This is a genomic window from Paeniclostridium hominis (assembly GCF_014306135.1).
Lineage (GTDB): Bacteria > Bacillota > Clostridia > Peptostreptococcales > Peptostreptococcaceae > Paraclostridium > Paraclostridium hominis.
In genome coordinates, this window is the sequence record NZ_JACRWD010000001.1 from 19,767 (window position 1) to 35,770 (window position 16,004).

Annotated in this window: 19 protein-coding genes; 15 read left to right on the forward strand and 4 right to left on the reverse strand. The window is 28.3% G+C overall.

Annotated features, from left to right (window positions below; translation table 11 throughout):
• The first annotated feature begins 221 nt into the window (after positions 1-221).
• Entirely contained in the window at positions 222-1,448 is a 1,227-nt protein-coding gene (gene pepT / locus H8891_RS00060) for a peptidase T (RefSeq protein ID WP_147546107.1), read from the forward strand.
• Positions 1,449-1,507: 59 nt separating this feature from the next.
• On the opposite strand, the gene yfcE is transcribed toward pepT, so the two are convergent.
• Together yfcE and H8891_RS00070 are read right to left on the reverse strand one after the other, a co-directional pair.
• Complete coding sequence (gene yfcE, locus H8891_RS00065) at positions 1,508-2,065, reverse strand: phosphodiesterase (RefSeq protein WP_187004705.1); 558 nt, start codon at positions 2,063-2,065, stop codon at positions 1,508-1,510.
• A gap of 17 nt (positions 2,066-2,082) precedes the next feature.
• Positions 2,083-2,883 (reverse strand): NAD(+)/NADH kinase, encoded by an 801-nt coding sequence (locus H8891_RS00070; protein WP_187004706.1) that lies wholly within the window; start codon positions 2,881-2,883, stop codon positions 2,083-2,085.
• Positions 2,884-3,033: 150 nt separating this feature from the next.
• Here H8891_RS00070 and H8891_RS00075 point away from each other — a divergent pair, with 150 nt between their 5' ends.
• A complete protein-coding gene (locus H8891_RS00075) occupies positions 3,034-3,936 on the forward strand; it encodes an RluA family pseudouridine synthase (RefSeq protein WP_187005920.1) in 903 nt (300 codons plus the stop codon).
• A gap of 10 nt (positions 3,937-3,946) precedes the next feature.
• Positions 3,947-4,951, forward strand: coding sequence for a nucleoid-associated protein (locus H8891_RS00080; RefSeq protein WP_187004707.1), 1,005 nt, complete (start codon positions 3,947-3,949; stop codon positions 4,949-4,951).
• A gap of 29 nt (positions 4,952-4,980) precedes the next feature.
• Here the strand turns inward: H8891_RS00080 and acpP are convergent, their stop codons facing one another.
• Positions 4,981-5,208 (reverse strand): acyl carrier protein, encoded by a 228-nt coding sequence (gene acpP / locus H8891_RS00085; protein WP_147546118.1) that lies wholly within the window; start codon positions 5,206-5,208, stop codon positions 4,981-4,983.
• A gap of 145 nt (positions 5,209-5,353) precedes the next feature.
• On the opposite strand from acpP, the gene H8891_RS00090 reads away from it, so the two are divergent.
• From H8891_RS00090 to H8891_RS00145, 12 genes are all read left to right on the forward strand, one after another.
• A complete protein-coding gene (locus tag H8891_RS00090; RefSeq protein ID WP_147546120.1) occupies positions 5,354-5,785 on the forward strand; it encodes a hypothetical protein in 432 nt (143 codons plus the stop codon).
• 45 nt (positions 5,786-5,830) lie between these two features.
• Positions 5,831-6,037, forward strand: a complete 207-nt coding sequence (locus H8891_RS00095; RefSeq protein WP_147546122.1) for a hypothetical protein — start codon at positions 5,831-5,833, stop codon at positions 6,035-6,037.
• A 221-nt stretch (positions 6,038-6,258) separates the two neighbouring features.
• Positions 6,259-6,468: a hypothetical protein gene (locus H8891_RS00100; protein WP_147546124.1), complete on the forward strand. Its 210-nt coding sequence runs from the start codon at positions 6,259-6,261 to the stop codon at positions 6,466-6,468.
• Positions 6,469-6,676: 208 nt separating this feature from the next.
• Positions 6,677-6,853, forward strand: coding sequence for a hypothetical protein (locus H8891_RS00105; RefSeq protein ID WP_021125081.1), 177 nt, complete (start codon positions 6,677-6,679; stop codon positions 6,851-6,853).
• A gap of 46 nt (positions 6,854-6,899) precedes the next feature.
• Positions 6,900-7,073, forward strand: coding sequence for a hypothetical protein (locus tag H8891_RS00110; RefSeq protein WP_147546128.1), 174 nt, complete (start codon positions 6,900-6,902; stop codon positions 7,071-7,073).
• A gap of 141 nt (positions 7,074-7,214) precedes the next feature.
• Positions 7,215-7,415: a hypothetical protein gene (locus tag H8891_RS00115; RefSeq protein ID WP_147546130.1), complete on the forward strand. Its 201-nt coding sequence runs from the start codon at positions 7,215-7,217 to the stop codon at positions 7,413-7,415.
• Positions 7,416-7,586: 171 nt separating this feature from the next.
• Positions 7,587-8,600, forward strand: coding sequence for a LacI family DNA-binding transcriptional regulator (locus H8891_RS00120; protein ID WP_147546132.1), 1,014 nt, complete (start codon positions 7,587-7,589; stop codon positions 8,598-8,600).
• 231 nt (positions 8,601-8,831) lie between these two features.
• The gene (gene hutH, locus H8891_RS00125) at positions 8,832-10,397 is read left to right on the forward strand and encodes a histidine ammonia-lyase (protein ID WP_187004708.1); all 1,566 of its coding nucleotides are present in this window, start codon (positions 8,832-8,834) and stop codon (positions 10,395-10,397) included.
• Between the two features lie 25 nt (positions 10,398-10,422).
• Positions 10,423-12,468, forward strand: a complete 2,046-nt coding sequence (locus tag H8891_RS00130) for a urocanate hydratase (protein ID WP_243196516.1) — start codon at positions 10,423-10,425, stop codon at positions 12,466-12,468.
• A 76-nt stretch (positions 12,469-12,544) separates the two neighbouring features.
• Positions 12,545-13,438: a glutamate formimidoyltransferase gene (gene ftcD, locus H8891_RS00135; protein ID WP_187004709.1), complete on the forward strand. Its 894-nt coding sequence runs from the start codon at positions 12,545-12,547 to the stop codon at positions 13,436-13,438.
• Positions 13,439-13,442: 4 nt separating this feature from the next.
• On the forward strand, positions 13,443-14,732 hold the full coding sequence (gene hutI, locus H8891_RS00140; protein ID WP_187004710.1) for an imidazolonepropionase: 1,290 nt from the start codon (positions 13,443-13,445) through the stop codon (positions 14,730-14,732).
• Positions 14,733-14,824: 92 nt separating this feature from the next.
• The gene (locus tag H8891_RS00145) at positions 14,825-15,478 is read left to right on the forward strand and encodes a cyclodeaminase/cyclohydrolase family protein (RefSeq protein WP_187004711.1); all 654 of its coding nucleotides are present in this window, start codon (positions 14,825-14,827) and stop codon (positions 15,476-15,478) included.
• 37 nt (positions 15,479-15,515) lie between these two features.
• On the opposite strand, the gene H8891_RS15165 is transcribed toward H8891_RS00145, so the two are convergent.
• Positions 15,516-15,965: a hypothetical protein gene (locus H8891_RS15165; RefSeq protein ID WP_243207739.1), complete on the reverse strand. Its 450-nt coding sequence runs from the start codon at positions 15,963-15,965 to the stop codon at positions 15,516-15,518.
• Positions 15,966-16,004 lie beyond the last annotated feature (39 nt).

A 16,004-nucleotide genomic window follows, 5' to 3' on the forward strand; every position in this document is an offset into this window, starting at 1 on the left:
CAATTTTTAGAAAGATTATTTTGGTTTATTTTACATGAATAATTTAAAAAAATTTTTAATAAAACTTTTTTAGAAGCATTGGAAAATCTATATTTCTGAATAACACTATATTTGATAAATTTTGGATAAAGTATTATAATTAAAACGTATTCCTTTAATTTTAAAGATGGAGATACAAAAATATAATTTAAATAACTATAAATATTGGAGGAAAATTTGCCATGAGAGAAAGAGTACTTGAAAGATTTTTAAAGTATGTAACATTTGATACAACTGCAGATCCTAAAAACTCAAATTGTCCATCAAGTGAAGGACAAAGAGTATTTGCTAAATACATAGTAGAAGAGTTAAAAGGTTTAGGTCTTGAAGATGCACATGTTGATGAAAATAGCTATGTTATGGCTACATTAAAAGGAAATGTAGAAGGAGTTCCTACTATAGGATTTATATCTCATTTAGATACAGCTCCAGATGTAACTGGTAAAAATGTTAAGCCAAGAATAGTTAAAAACTATGATGGTAAAGACATAGTTTTAAATGAAGAGTTAAATGTAGTAACTTCTCCTAAAGATTATCCAGAAATGGAAACTTTAATAGGTGAAGATGTAATAGTTACAGATGGTACTACTTTATTAGGAGCAGATGATAAAGCTGGTATAGCTGAGATAGTAACTGCTATAGAATATTTAATAAATAATCCAGAAATAAAACATGGAGATATAAAAATAGGATTTACTCCAGATGAAGAAGTTGGTAGAGGAGCAGATTTATTTGATGTTGAAAAATTTGGAGCAAAATATGCATATACTATAGATGGTGGAATACTTGGAGAACTTCAATACGAAAACTTCAATGCAGCAGCAGCTACTATAACTATACAAGGAAGAAATGTACATCCAGGTAGTGCAAAGAATAAATTAGTTAATGCTCTACATATAGCAGCAGAAATATCTGAAATGTTCCCAGCAAGTGAAAGACCTGAGACTACTGAAGGATATGAAGGATTCTATCATTTAAATGATATAAATGGAAATGTTGAAAAAGCTTCTATGATTTATATAATAAGAGATCATGATAATGCTAAATTTGAACAAAGAAAAGAGTTTATGAAATCTGTAATAGAAAAAATAAATGAAAAATATGAAGGAAGAGTAACTCTAGACTTAAAAGACCAATATTATAATATGAAAGAAAAAGTAGAGCCAGTTAAGTTTGTAGTTGATATAGTTGAAAAATCTATGAAAGAAACTGACATAACTCCAATAATAGTACCTATAAGAGGAGGTACAGATGGGGCTAGATTATCATTTATGGGATTACCTTGTCCAAATATATTTACTGGTGGATTAAACTTCCATAGTAAAAATGAATGTATACCAGTTTCAGCAATGGAAAAAGGAGCTAAATTAATAGTTAGAATAGCTGAGAATTATACAAATTTAAAATAAATATAAAAAATGAACTCTAAATAGAGTTCATTTTTTATATTTTAATTAATTAATAATTATTATAAATTTATAACTTCTTTAGTATTTATATCTATTAAGTTTATATCTAAATCTAATTCGTCATGAGTCTGAATTATATCTATAGTTGCAACTGAGTGAGATCCATCTTTTGGAATTGATGTACTTCCTGGGTTTATAACAATTAGATTTTCATCAACATACAATTCTTTTACATGAGTATGTCCAAGTATTAATATATCAGCACCCATAGATTTTGCTTTTTTGATAGTTTCTTCCTTAGAATCTACATATCCATGATTTATTAAAATTCTTGTTTCTCCAAATTGACTTAAGACATATGGACCTTGGATAGGATGGTTTATAACCATTTGGTCAACGTCAGCATCACAATTTCCTCTAGCTATAAGTATATTATCTAATTCATTTATTTTAGATATTACTCCCTTAGGGTTATAACCTTTAGGTAAATCATTTCTAGGTCCATGATATAAAACATCACCAGCATGAAGTAAAATATCACAATCTGATAAAACTTCTAAAGCTTTTTCAAAATACACTAAACTACCATGAGTATCACTCATAACGCCTATTTTCATAAGAATACCTCCTAAAATTATAAAAATTTATCAGCAACTCTACTCCAAAATTCATAATTTACTAACCTGACTAATTTTATATTAACATCAGATGTTGTAATTGAAATATTTGTTATACTCTCAAGTCTATGTTCAACACCATCAACTACCACTAATAATGCATTTTCAAATCTATACTCAGGTAAAATACCTATAACAGCATCGTGAGGGAATATTATGCTTGAAGTAAAGCATCTATATGCATTAGTATTTATAGGGTGTAGAGGAGTTAATTGCATTAGTTTTAGACTAGGATCTACTATGCTACCACCAGCAGCATAGTTATATGCAGTAGATCCAGTTGGTGTAGAGATTAATAGCCCATCTCCACTAAAGTTTTGAATATCTTTATTATTAACACTCAATTCTAGGTGTATGGTCCTGGATTTATCGCCTTTTATTACGACATCATTAACTGCATACATATCTATACAACTTCCTTTTGAACAAACTGTAGTTTGTATAAGGGAAATATCTTGCAATATAAAATTATTATTTATATAATCATCAATAAATTTATCAATAAAGTCAGGGTAGACATCAGTAAAAAATCCTAAGTGTCCAGTATTTATGCCTAAAATAGGAATTTCAGGATAATTAAAATCATGAACAGTTTTTAGGAAAGAACCATCGCCTCCAATAGAGATTATAAGTTCTGAATTAATATCAAAATCATAGGTTACATAAAAACCAGCATTAATAAGTTTATCAGTTAAAATCTCTCTAGTTTTTAAAGATATATCTAATGAATTTGAATTTATAGTTATCGTTCTTTTCATATCCCCACCTCTTTACACTTGTATTATAACATAATTTAAAAAGTAATTGATACTCTAGTAAAAATGTATGATATAAATAAAAAGTCTTATCTATTATGTAAAAATAGTATAAAATAGATAATGTTATTATAAATGAAAGTAGGTGTAAATTTGTTCAAAAAAGAAGAACAAAAATATAATATTATATCTTACACAAGTGATGAAAACTCAACACTAAAAGAAATATTATTAGATAAATTAAATTTTTCAGTTAGGTCTTTATCAAAAATGAAAAGAGAGCAAACTGTATTAGTAAATGGAAAATTTAAAAAGCCTAGTACCAACATAGAAAAAGGCGATTTAATAGAAGTGAAAATAGAAGAAGATATGGCTAATTTCACACCTGAAGATTTAAACTTAGATATAATTTATGATGACTTTGATTTGATAATGGTAAATAAACCTCCATTTATGGTTGTTCATCCAACTAAAAGTCATAGTGATAATACAATTGCTAATGGGGTAACAGATTATATAATTAAGAAAAATGAAAAAGTTAAGATTAGATTTGTGAACAGATTAGATATGAATACATCTGGACTTGTAATAGTAGCTAAAAATGCATATGCACATCATACATTATCTACAGATATGAGTGAAGACAAAGTAGATAAGAAGTATATAACTGTTGTTAAAGGTATGGTTAAGGATGATTTTGGAACTATAAATGCACCTATATATAGACAGACTGAAGATAGTATAAAAAGAATAGTTGATGAGCGTGGACAAGAATCTGTTACTCATTATAAAGTAATAGAGAGGTTAAATGATGCTACAGTTCTAGAGGTTAAGCTGGAGACTGGACGAACTCATCAAATAAGAGTTCATATGAATCACATTGGACATGGAATAATAGGTGATGAATTATATGGTTATGTGGATGAAGATTTAATTAATAGACAAGCCCTACATGCTTATAGTTTAGAGTTTGAGCAACCAAGAACTAAAGAAAAATTAAAATTTAAAGCACAAGTTCCAGAAGATATGAAAAAATTAATAGAAAAATTAAGATAGAGGTGTAAACATGATAATACATAAGTTTATAGTACATGTACTAGATAAAAATAGTGAAGTACCTATATTAAATGATTTTGAAGGAAAAATAAGTCAAGAAGTAGATAAGTTTTTTCAAAAAATAATTAAAAGAGTAAGTAAAGATGATGACTTAAGAAAAGGTATATTCAAAGATTATGAAAATAATATAGTTAAAAATTGTTGTGAGCAAATAATATATGATGAAAGCACATTCTTAGAAAATTCTAAAGAAATAGCAGCATATTTATTTGATACTATGAAAATCAATGCTGAATTAGAATCTTGTGATTTAGCAATTTGTTTATATACAATAAAAGATGAGAAGTATGTTGGTATATTAAAATTAGATTACAAAAGATTATATACACATTCTATAGAATTTATAGATGATAAATTCAATATACAAATGGTACCTAATGAAATAGGTATACCAGAAACTCAAAGACAAAAGCAATGTGCAATTGTAGGATTAACAGGAATTAATGATGAATATCATTTAAGACTTTTAGATAAAGATGCAGAAAAGGAACATTTAGAATCTAAGTTTATAAATGAGTTTTTAAATGCAGATAAGATAGTTGATGATAAGTATAAAACTAAAGTATTTAAAAGTAGTGCAGAAACTTGGATAACAAATGCATTAGCTAATGATATAAAACAAGCTGAGGATATAAGAAGTGTATTAAATTATACTTTAAAAGAAAAAGAAGAAATAGATTTAGATGAATTTGTTGAGAAGTCTATAGATAGCGTTGATTTAAAAGAAAGTTTTAAAGAGCATATGGAAGACAAAGGTTTAAATGAATCATTTAGCATAGATAAAGAATGGATAGAGAAAAAGCTTAAAAAAAGAAGTATAAAAACAGATACAGGTTTTGATATAAAAGGGGATTTAAGCAATTTTGAAGATCCTATGAAATATAGTGTAAAGCAAAATCCTGATGGAAGTATAGATATAACTATAAAAAATGTAAAATTTTATGAGGAAAAATAAAAAAGCCGAGTCATTAACTCGGTTTTTTATTATTTATTATCTTCTATAAAAGAACATATATCTCCTATACATTTGAAATTTTCAGCTTCTTCATCAGGAATTTCAATACCATACTCATCTTCTAAAGCCATTATAACTTCTACGGCATCTAAAGAATCTGCTTCTAAATCTTCTGTTAAAGATGTATTTAAAGTTATAGTATCTAAATCATCAATGCCTAATTGCTCAGCTATTATTTCCCTAATTCTTTCAAACATAGTAGACCTCCTAAATCAAATTAATAATTTAATTGTAGTTTAATATAAGAACTAGAAATTTTCAATATAAATTATATAAAAATTAGAATATTGTAGTAAAACAAGCATATATATTTATATAAACAAAAACATAGGAGGAATGGTTATGAAGTATATAGGTTTATTAGCATCGTCTATATGCGTAGTAGTAGTGCTATTAATAAACTCATATTACAATATCATAAACTTAGATATTCAAAGGATAAGTTCATATGTAATAGAAGGTAATATGATATTAGAAGATTTTATTACAAAAGAAGATTATGTATTAAAAAATAATGATGAGTACATAGCTAGACTGTTGAATATTAAATCACATATTAAAGACACAAAAACTTCTTTTTTCACAAAGAAATATAAAAATTATAGGATGAAATCAATAGAAAATTTAGTTAATAGTATATCTGATGGAAAAGAAAAAGATAAACATTTAGAATTGGTAAAAAGATACAATGATTTATCAGAAAAGGAACTAGATAGTTTATTAGACAAGAATCTATTAGAAGTAACATATTTATCTACCCGAGCATATGAATAAGTAAGGAAATCTATAAGGTTTCCAACATTTAAAGGGGGTAACCATATGTCAAAACTAGATAAACTTCTAAGAAGTTTTGGATGTGGATGTGATTCACCATTTGGAGGATCAAGTTTATTAATAATAGCTGTAATAGTATTTTTATTATTAGGAACAGATATACTTGATAACTTCTTTTGTGATGACAATTCATGGATTTGGATAATATTAATAATACTTTTATTATTTAACTTTGATGATGGGTGTTGTTAATAAAAAAAGCTCTATATAGAGCTTTTTTTATTGCCAATTTAGTAAAATATCAAAAATTTATAAAAAAATAATAATAAAATAGTAACCGTTTTTTAAAAATCCCATAGTATAAATTAAGAGTATGATACATTTGAGATATGACTTCTAAAAATATTTTTTAAATATGGGTTAGCTAAATAATAAAATAAAGATTTAGCAATCCAAAAAATTAGGGGGTATATATGGGATCATTAAGTAGATTATTTGGTGGAGATGGATTCTTCTGCGGTGGAGCATGGTGGATAATAGTATTATTCTTCTTATTCTTAGCATTTCAAGAATGCTGGTCAGAAATATGTATAACTGACTGGATTCCATTTTTAATATTACTTCTTATTGTTTGCTCATGTGGATTTGATGGATGCGATGACGGATTTGATTGTGGCTGCTAATTAAAAATAAAAAAAGACTACCTTAAGGTAGTCTTTTTTTATTTTTAAAATTACATACTTACTATTTTTATAATTAAAAAATATTAAGTGTGTAATTTTAAAAATAGTATTAAAAAATTATAAAACTATTATCAAAAAGTATTTAACATGCATAGTATATTTTAAGAGCGAAAGCTCAAATAATTAATCATCAACAGGAGGTAACGCAATGTTAGATAGACTATTTGGAAATGATGGATGTTTTGGTGGAGGAGCATGGTGGATAATCGTACTATTCTTCTTATTCTTAGCATTTGGAGACTGTTGGGAAGAGTTAGACATATGTGCATGGATACCTTTCTTAATAGTTTTATTAATATTATGTAGTTGTGGAGGATGCTTCTAGTTTAAAATTAGACATCTTAGCAAATTGACATCAGGAGGAAAGTGAAATGTTAGATAGATTATTTGGTGAAGATGGATTCTTCGGATGTGGATGGGTAATCATAGTATTATTCTTCTTATTTTTAGCATTTGGAGATTGTTGGGAAGAATTAGATATATGCGCATGGATACCTTTCTTAATACTATTATTAATACTTCTTTGCTGTGATGGATGCTTTTAATAGAGGATATTAAAATAGTTAATATACTAATAAGATAAAAATAATAAGTAACCAAAAAATATATAGATTCATAATATATAAAATAGTTAGATATGAAAACTAACTAAATTTTAAAAATAAAATCTAACAGGAGGTAAATGTATGTTAACAAGATTTTTCGGAAACGATGGATGTTTTGGTGGAGGAGCATGGTGGATAATAGTACTATTCTTCTTATTCTTAGCATTTGGAGAAACTTGGGTAGAAATTGATATAATGGCATGGATACCTTTCTTAATATTATTATTAATAACTTGTTCTTGTGCAGGATTCTTTGATGATAATGATGGTTGTGGATGCTAATTAGATAACAGTAAAATATACAAAAATAACACGTCAGTAATATACTGGCGTGTTATTTTTTGTCGAAATATATTTAAATCGTTTTAAAATTATGATAAAATTAATTTTTGCACAGATTAAAGAATATATTTTATTAAATATAGTAAAAATGAAGATAAGGAGGAATGCTAAATGAAAACAAATGTAACAATAAAAGATGTAGCTAAGAAAGCAGGCGTTTCTATATCTACAGTATCAAGAGTAATAAATGATTCTAAGCCAGTTACTGATGAAGTAAAACAAAAGGTGTTAGATGTTATAAAGGAAACTGGATATGTTCCAAATCCATTAGCAAGAAGCTTAGTAACCAAAAAAAGTCAATTAATAGGAGTAATAGTTCCAGAAGTTTCAGATTCATTTGTTAGTGAATTATTAAACGGAATAGAAGAAGTTGCTAAGATGTATGATTATGATATATTATTAGCAAATACATATTCAGACAAGGAGCAAGAATTAAAAAGTATAAACTTATTAAGAGCTAAACAAGTAGAGGGTATAGTTATGATGTCTTGGAAGGTAGACGAAGAGCATTTAAACTATATACAAAATTGTAGAATACCAGCAGTATATGTAAGTAAAACTGCGAGAAACTATGATGTTTACTCTGTAAGTATAAGCAATACAGATGCTACTTACGATATGACGAAGTATCTTATAGATAAAGGTCATAGAAAGATATCATTTATAATGACTAGTGAAGATGATACTGTTTTAGAAGCAGAAAGATACTTAGGATTTGAGAAGGCTATGAAAGACAATAACATAGACATAGATAAATCTTTAGTAAAAAATGCAGGAACTACATATAAGTATGGATATGATAAAATGAAAGAAGTACTAGATGAAGGGAATATACCTGATGCAGTATTTGTTACAGGTGATGAAGCAGCTATAGGAGCTCTTAATGCTATATGTGATGCAGGATATAGAGTTCCAGAAGATATATCTGTAGCTGGATTTAACGATGCAAAAATAGCTTCTATGTATAGACCTAAATTAACTACAGTTCATCAACCTTTATATGATATGGGAGCTGTAGCAATAAGAATGGTAATAAAAATGATTGATAAAGAAGTTTTAGATAATAAAAAAGTAGAACTTCCATATAGAATAGTAGAAAGAGAAAGTGTTATAGAAAGACACTAATAAAAAGCATGTTATCTATTTTAGATAACATGCTTTTTATTATATATACTATAAAATCGACAATTTTGGATAAATTAAAATTAAATTTAAAAAAATAACTTTATATATAAATTTAAAAATATATAATTAATTAACAATATATATTTAAAACAAAGGAAATAAATTTTATTTGTAGAAGATACTTAAATACTTACATATTTAAATTTTTATTTTTTATAGGGGGAAATAGATATGAATAAAATAATTATAGATGGAAGAGATTTGACTATAGAAGATGTAGTAAATGTATCACGAAACGGTTATAAAGTAGAGCTAAGTGATGATGTGATAAATAAAGTTAAATTATCTAGAAAATTAGTAGATAAATTTGTTGATGAGCAAAAAGTTGTATATGGTATAACTACAGGATTTGGAAAATTCTCAGATGTAGTTATATCTAAAGAAGAAACTCATAAACTTCAACGAAATTTAATTATAAGCCATGCATGTGGAGTTGGAGAACCGCTAGAAGAAGATATAGTAAGAGCCATAATGTTACTTAGAATAAATAATTTATCACAAGGTTATTCAGGCGTTAGAGTTGAGACTTTAAACACTTTATTAGGTATGTTAAATAATGATGTACATCCGATAATACCAGAAAAAGGATCATTAGGAGCATCTGGAGATTTAGCACCCTTAGCACATATGGTACTTACAATGATAGGTGAAGGAGAAGCGATATATAATGGCAAAAGAATGACTTCTAAAGAAGCTATGAATCTTGCAGGAGTTGATATCTTACCTGAATTATCATCAAAAGAAGGATTAGCACTTATAAATGGAACTCAGGTAATGACTGCTATAGGAGCTCTCACTACATATGATGCTATGAACTTATTAAAATTAGCAGATGTTGCTTTATCATTAACTATGGAATCTTTAAATGGAATTACATGTGCAATGGATGAAAGAGTACACTTAGTAAGAGCTCACAGAGGGCAAATTAATACAGCCAAAAATGTATTAGATATATTAAGTGAAAGTGAAATGACTACAAAACAAGGAGATTTAAGAGTTCAAGATGCATACTCTCTTAGATGTTCACCACAAATCCATGGTGCAAGTAAAGATGCAATAGAGTATGTAAGAAATAAAATAAATATAGAAATCAATTCAGTAACAGACAACCCAATAATATTCCCAGAACAAGAAGATGTAATATCAGGAGGTAATTTCCATGGTCAACCTATGGCACTTAGTTTCGATTTCTTGGGAATAGCATTATCAGAGATAGCAAACATATCAGAAAGACGACTAGAAAGACTAGTAAACCCAGCATTAAGTAATGGACTACCAGCATTTTTAACTAAAAATGGAGGAGTAAACTCCGGTTTTATGATAGTACAATATAGTGCAGCATCATTAGTTTCAGAAAATAAAGTATTAGCACATCCAGCAAGTGTAGACTCAATACCGTCATCAGCAAATCAAGAAGATCATGTATCTATGGGAACAATAGCAGCTAGAAAAGCCAAAGAGATAATGGAGAATACAAGAAATGTATTAGCTATGGAAATATTAGGAGCAGTACAAGCTATAGATTTAAGAGGAAAGAAAAAATTAGGTATTGGTACTGAAGCAGCATATAACATAGTTAGAAGTCATATTAATTTCATAGAAGAAGATATAGTCATGTATAAAGAAATAAATAAATGTGATGAAATAATAAAGAAAAATTTAATTGTAGAAGCTGTAGAAAAAGCTTTACAATGTGAACTTTTAATAAATGAAGAAACTGTTTTAATTGAAGGCTAAAAGAAATATAAGGGGGATAAATTATATGGCTACTTTAGAAAAGGTTATGAATATTAAAAATGAAAGTATTGAAGATGCAATGACTATAAAATTAGATTATATACCAAATGAAATACCAAAATTTATAGATGGGATAAGAAGAGCACCAAAAAGAGAAGCTAAATTATCAGAATCAGATGTGAAATTAGCTTTAAAAAATGCTTTAAGATATATACCAGAAGAATATCATGAAAAATTAGCTCCTGAGTTTTTAAATGAACTTATGAGTACTGGAAGAATATATGGTTATAGATTTAGACCAGAAGGAAAATTAAAAGGGAAATCAATAGATGAATATAAAGGAAAATGCACAGAAGCTAAAGCATTTCAAGTTATGATAGATAATAATTTAGATTTTGATATAGCATTATATCCATACGAACTTGTTACATATGGAGAAACAGGTCAAATTTTTCAAAATTGGATGCAATATGTTTTAGTAAAAAAATATTTAGAAGTAATGAATCAAGATCAGACTTTAGTAATACAATCAGGGCATCCTGTAGGATTATTTAAATCTAAACCAGAAGCTCCAAGAGTAATAATAACTAATGGATTAATGGTAGGTTTATTTGATAATCAGGAAGAGTGGAAAAGAGCTGCAGCAATAGGTGTATCTAATTATGGTCAAATGACTGCTGGAGGATGGATGTATATAGGACCTCAAGGTATTGTCCATGGAACTTACTCAACATTATTAAATGCGGGAAGATTAATATTAGGTATACCTGAAGAAGAAAATTTATCTGGAAAACTTTTTATAACTTCAGGGCTAGGAGGTATGAGTGGAGCACAAGGAAAAGCTGTAGAAATAGCAGGTGGAGTAGGTATAATAGCTGAAGTTGATTATTCAAGAATAGAAACTAGATATACACAAGGGTGGGTAAGTAAGGTTACTAGTACTTGTGAAGAAGCCTTTAATATAGCTAAGGAATACATGGATAAAAAAGAGCCATGCGCAATAGCTTATCATGGTAATATAGTAGATTTGCTTCAATATGCAATAAAAAATAACATACATGTAGATTTACTTTCAGATCAAACTTCTTGTCATGCAGTTTACGATGGAGGTTATTGTCCTCAAGGAATAAGTTTTAAAGATAGAACTGAACTTTTAGCTAATGATAAAGAAAAGTTTGTAAAATTAGTTGATGAAACTTTAAAAGCTCACTTTAAAGCTATTAAAGATTTAACTAGTAAGGGAAGTTATTTCTTTGACTATGGAAATAGCTTTATGAAAGCTGTCTATGATGCTGGATGTATAGAAATATCTAAAAATGGAGTGGATGAAAAGGATGGGTTTATATTCCCTTCATACGTTGAAGATATATTAGGGCCACAACTATTTGATTATGGATATGGACCATTTAGATGGGTTTGCTTAAGTGGAAAAAAAGAAGATTTAATAAAAACTGATAAGGCAGCTATGGATTGTATAGATCCTGATAGAAGATATCAAGATAGAGATAACTGGATATGGATAAAAGATGCAGAGAAAAATGGTTTAGTAGTTGGAACACAAGCAAGAATCCTTTATCAAGATGCTATGGGAAGAACAAAAATAGCTCTTAAATTTAATGAAATGGTAAGACGTGGAGAAATAGGACCTGTAATGTTAGGTAGGGACCATCATGATGTATCTGGAACAGATTCTCCATTTAGAGAAACTTCTAATATAAAAGATGGAAGTAATATAATGGCTGATATGGCAACTCATTGTTTTGCTGGAAATGCAGCTAGAGGTATGAGTTTAATAGCTCTTCATAATGGAGGAGGAGTTGGGATAGGTAAATCTATAAATGGTGGATTTGGAATGGTATTAGATGGTTCTCACAGGGTAGATGAGATATTAAGAACTGCTATGCCATGGGATGTTATGGGCGGAGTAGCAAGACGCGCTTGGGCAAGAAATGAAAATTCTATAACAACTGTTATGGAATACAACAAAATGTGCCAAGGTCAAGATCATATAACACTACCATATATAGTTGATGAAGATTTAATAAATCAAGTTATAGAAGCTAATAACTAAAGTAGATAATGGATAACTAAATATTTAGTTATCCACTAAAAATAAATATTAATATGATTATAGGGGGATTATTAATATGGCTATAGTACAATGTGTACCTAATTTTAGTGAAGGTAGAGATTTAGATAAAATAGAAAAGATAGTTGCACCTTTAAGAGGAAAAGCAGGAGTTAAACTTTTAAATTATGAAGCTGATAAAGATTATAATAGGGTTGTAGTTACTGTAATAGGAGAACCTAAGGCTGTAAAAAATGCAGTTTTAGAAGCAATAGGAGTAGCTAAAGATGTTATAGATATGAATACACATAAAGGACAGCACTCAAGATTTGGGGCGACAGATGTGTGTCCATTTATACCTATAAAGGATATGACTATGGATGAAGCTGTAGAATTAGCTAAAGAAATAGGTGAAGAAGTATCTAAATTATATGATATACCAGTATTTTTATATGAAAGTGCAGCATCAAAACCAGAAAGAGAAAATTTAGCTAAAGTAAGAAAAGGAGAGTATGAAGGTTTAGATGCTAAATTTGAAGATCCTAATTGGGCTCCAGACTTTGGATTAGCTAAAAAACACCCTACAGCAGGAGCAATAGCAATAGGAGCAAGAAAGCCTTTAATAGCATACAACATAAACTTAGATACTCCAAACATAGAAATAGCAGCTAATATAGCTAAAACTATAAGACAATCTAGCGGTGGATATAGATTTATAAAAGCAGGACCAGTAGAAATTCCAGAAAGAGGAATAACTCAAGTTACAATGAATTTGACAGACTATACAAAGACTGCTATGTATAGAGCTTTTGAAGCTGTAAAGATGGAAGCAAGAAGATATGGAGTTAATGTTATGGGAAGTGAAATAGTTGGATTATGCCCTATGGAAGCTTTAGTTGACTGTGCTTCTTATTATTTAGGTCTTGAAAATTTCTCTCTAGATAAAGTTTTAGAGACTAGTTTAATGGAGTAGATTTATGAGTGCTGATTTAATTATAAAAAATATAGGAAAACTAGCTACTATGAGAGGCAAATCGCCTTTCATAGGCAAAGCTATGAATGATATAGAGATAATAGAAAATGCATATGTTGCAGTGAAAGATGGAAAGTTTTATGAAATAGGTATTGGTAATAATTATAATCATTTAATAGATGTACATACAATAATAGATGATGCTAAAGGTAGATTAGTTACACCTGGGCTTATTGATGCTCATACACATTTAGTTCATGGTGGAAGTCGTGAAAATGAATTTGCTAAAAAAATTACAGGAGTTCCTTATTTAGATATATTAAAAAGTGGAGGAGGGATATTAAGTACAGTAAAAGCAACAAAAAGTGCAAGTTTTGAACAACTTTATGATAAGGCAAGAAAAAGTTTAGACAGGATGTTGGAATTTGGAGTAACCACAGTAGAAGCTAAGAGTGGTTATGGATTAGAATTAGACACAGAAATAAAGCAGTTAAAAGTTGCTAAAAAGTTAGGAAAAGATCATCCTATAAATTTAATACACACTTTCTTAGGAGCTCATGCCATTCCTCTAGAATATAAAGAAGACTCAGAAAAATTTGTTGATATAATTATAAATGATATGATGCCTAAAGTTAAAGAACTTGAATTAGCTGAATTTTGTGATGTATTTTGTGAATACTCAGTATTTAATATAAATCAGACTAGAAAGATATTTAAAAGAGCTAAAGAACTAGGATATAAATTAAAGATACATGCAGATGAAATTGTATCACTAGGTGGAGCAGAACTTTCTGTTGAAGTTGGATGTGTATCGGCAGACCATTTAATGGCTGCTAGTGATGAAGGTATAAGATTAATGGCACAAAAAAATGTAGTAGCTAATATACTTCCAGCTACATCTTTTAATTTAAATAAAGAATATGCCAATGTTAGAAAAATGATAGATATAAATTTAGCAGTTTCATTATCAAGTGATTATAACCCAGGTAGTTGTCCAAGCGAAAACCTACAATTTGTAATGCAATTAGGTTGTTTAGGATTAAAAATGACACCAAATGAAGTATTAAGTGCTGTCACTATTAATGCTGCATGTGCAATAGATAGACAAGATTGTATAGGATCAATTGATATAGGGAAAGATGCAGATTTAGTAATATTTGATTCACCTAACGTAGAATATTTAATGTATCACTTTGGAATAAACCACACTTATCGTGTATATAAATGTGGAGAGTTAGTTGTTGATGATAAACATACGATATACGATAAAAAGTGTGAATGTATATTAAATTAAATTATATAAACATATTTTGAAATGAAATTATATATACTTAATCTGGTAGTTTATATAATTAAGAAATATACATAAGTTAAGGGGGATTATATATGAAATTAGTTGAAATGACTGTGGAAGATTTCTCAAAAGAAGTAGATTCAAATTCACCAGCACCAGGGGGAGGATCAGTTTCAGCATTAGCTTCCAATATAGGTGTCAGCTTAGCTAGGATGATGGCAAACTTAAGCTTTGGAAAGAAAAAATATGAAAGTTTAGATGAGTCTATAAGATTAGAGTTTATAGATAGATTTAATAAACTAGGAGATATAAGACAAGAATTAATACTATTAGTAGATAAAGATACAGAATCATTTGAAGAATATATGAAAGCTATAAGGATGCCAAAAGATACTGATGAAGAAATGCAAGTAAGAAAAACAGCTATCAAATGTGCACAAGCATTTTCTATAGAAGTCCCATTTAAAACAGCATCAGTTTCTATGGAGGCATTAGAATTATTAAGTTATATCGCTAAATATGGAAATCAAAATGCTATAACAGATATAGGTGTAGGTACTTTACTTATATATAGTGGTATTGAAGGAGCTATATTAAATGTAAAAGTTAATCTATTAGGTTTAGATGACGAAGAAATGATTAATAATTATACTATTAAGTGTAATGATTTAATAAACAGAGCTAGTGATATTAAAGATGAAATAATTGGGAATATACATAGTAAATTAGAGCCAATAAAAGCATAAAAAATGTAACCTATTATAGGTTACATTTTTTATGCTTTTATTGATCTGTATGTTTTTTGACTCTTTTTACAACTTTTTTAACTTTTTTATTTTGCTTAGATCCTTCATTTGCTTGATCGTGATTAGTTGATTTTGGAGATTTATGAGATTCAGATTTATTTGATTTTTTATTAGGTAGTTCTTTTTTAGAGTGATCAGATTTAGCTTTTTTAGATTTTTTGCTGTTTACTTTTTCTTGAGCTTCAGCATTAGCTATTTTATTCATTATAGTATCTACTTTTTTTCTTTGATTTTCATCTAAAAAAGCCTTAAACTTCTCAACCACCTCTTCTTTACCTTGAAGGGTTTTACCTATTTTAACTAATTCATCCATAAGTTCATCTTCTGACTTATTTTTATAACCGTCTGCTATTTCTTCAATTTTATTTTTATCTATATTTTTTTCCTTTGCAAATTTTTCCATAGCTTCCTTATCTATTTTTTTCATAAAAGCACCTCTTTCAATAATATATATTTAATTCTTTTC

Bases quoted from the DNA above. Each gene is read 5' to 3' on its own strand.
- pepT (WP_147546107.1), top strand. From the start codon at position 222: ATGAGAGAAAGAGTACTTGAAAGATTTTTAAAGTATGTAACATTTGAT.
- yfcE (WP_187004705.1), bottom strand. From the start codon at position 2,065: ATGAAAATAGGCGTTATGAGTGATACTCATGGTAGTTTAGTGTATTTT.
- H8891_RS00070 (WP_187004706.1), bottom strand. From the start codon at position 2,883: ATGAAAAGAACGATAACTATAAATTCAAATTCATTAGATATATCTTTA.
- H8891_RS00080 (WP_187004707.1), top strand. From the start codon at position 3,947: ATGATAATACATAAGTTTATAGTACATGTACTAGATAAAAATAGTGAA.
- acpP (WP_147546118.1), bottom strand. From the start codon at position 5,208: ATGTTTGAAAGAATTAGGGAAATAATAGCTGAGCAATTAGGCATTGAT.
- H8891_RS00090 (WP_147546120.1), top strand. From the start codon at position 5,354: ATGAAGTATATAGGTTTATTAGCATCGTCTATATGCGTAGTAGTAGTG.
- H8891_RS00095 (WP_147546122.1), top strand. From the start codon at position 5,831: ATGTCAAAACTAGATAAACTTCTAAGAAGTTTTGGATGTGGATGTGAT.
- H8891_RS00100 (WP_147546124.1), top strand. From the start codon at position 6,259: ATGGGATCATTAAGTAGATTATTTGGTGGAGATGGATTCTTCTGCGGT.
- H8891_RS00105 (WP_021125081.1), top strand. From the start codon at position 6,677: ATGTTAGATAGACTATTTGGAAATGATGGATGTTTTGGTGGAGGAGCA.
- H8891_RS00110 (WP_147546128.1), top strand. From the start codon at position 6,900: ATGTTAGATAGATTATTTGGTGAAGATGGATTCTTCGGATGTGGATGG.
- H8891_RS00115 (WP_147546130.1), top strand. From the start codon at position 7,215: ATGTTAACAAGATTTTTCGGAAACGATGGATGTTTTGGTGGAGGAGCA.
- H8891_RS00120 (WP_147546132.1), top strand. From the start codon at position 7,587: ATGAAAACAAATGTAACAATAAAAGATGTAGCTAAGAAAGCAGGCGTT.
- hutH (WP_187004708.1), top strand. From the start codon at position 8,832: ATGAATAAAATAATTATAGATGGAAGAGATTTGACTATAGAAGATGTA.
- H8891_RS00130 (WP_243196516.1), top strand. From the start codon at position 10,423: ATGGCTACTTTAGAAAAGGTTATGAATATTAAAAATGAAAGTATTGAA.
- ftcD (WP_187004709.1), top strand. From the start codon at position 12,545: ATGGCTATAGTACAATGTGTACCTAATTTTAGTGAAGGTAGAGATTTA.
- hutI (WP_187004710.1), top strand. From the start codon at position 13,443: ATGAGTGCTGATTTAATTATAAAAAATATAGGAAAACTAGCTACTATG.
- H8891_RS00145 (WP_187004711.1), top strand. From the start codon at position 14,825: ATGAAATTAGTTGAAATGACTGTGGAAGATTTCTCAAAAGAAGTAGAT.
- H8891_RS15165 (WP_243207739.1), bottom strand. From the start codon at position 15,965: ATGAAAAAAATAGATAAGGAAGCTATGGAAAAATTTGCAAAGGAAAAA.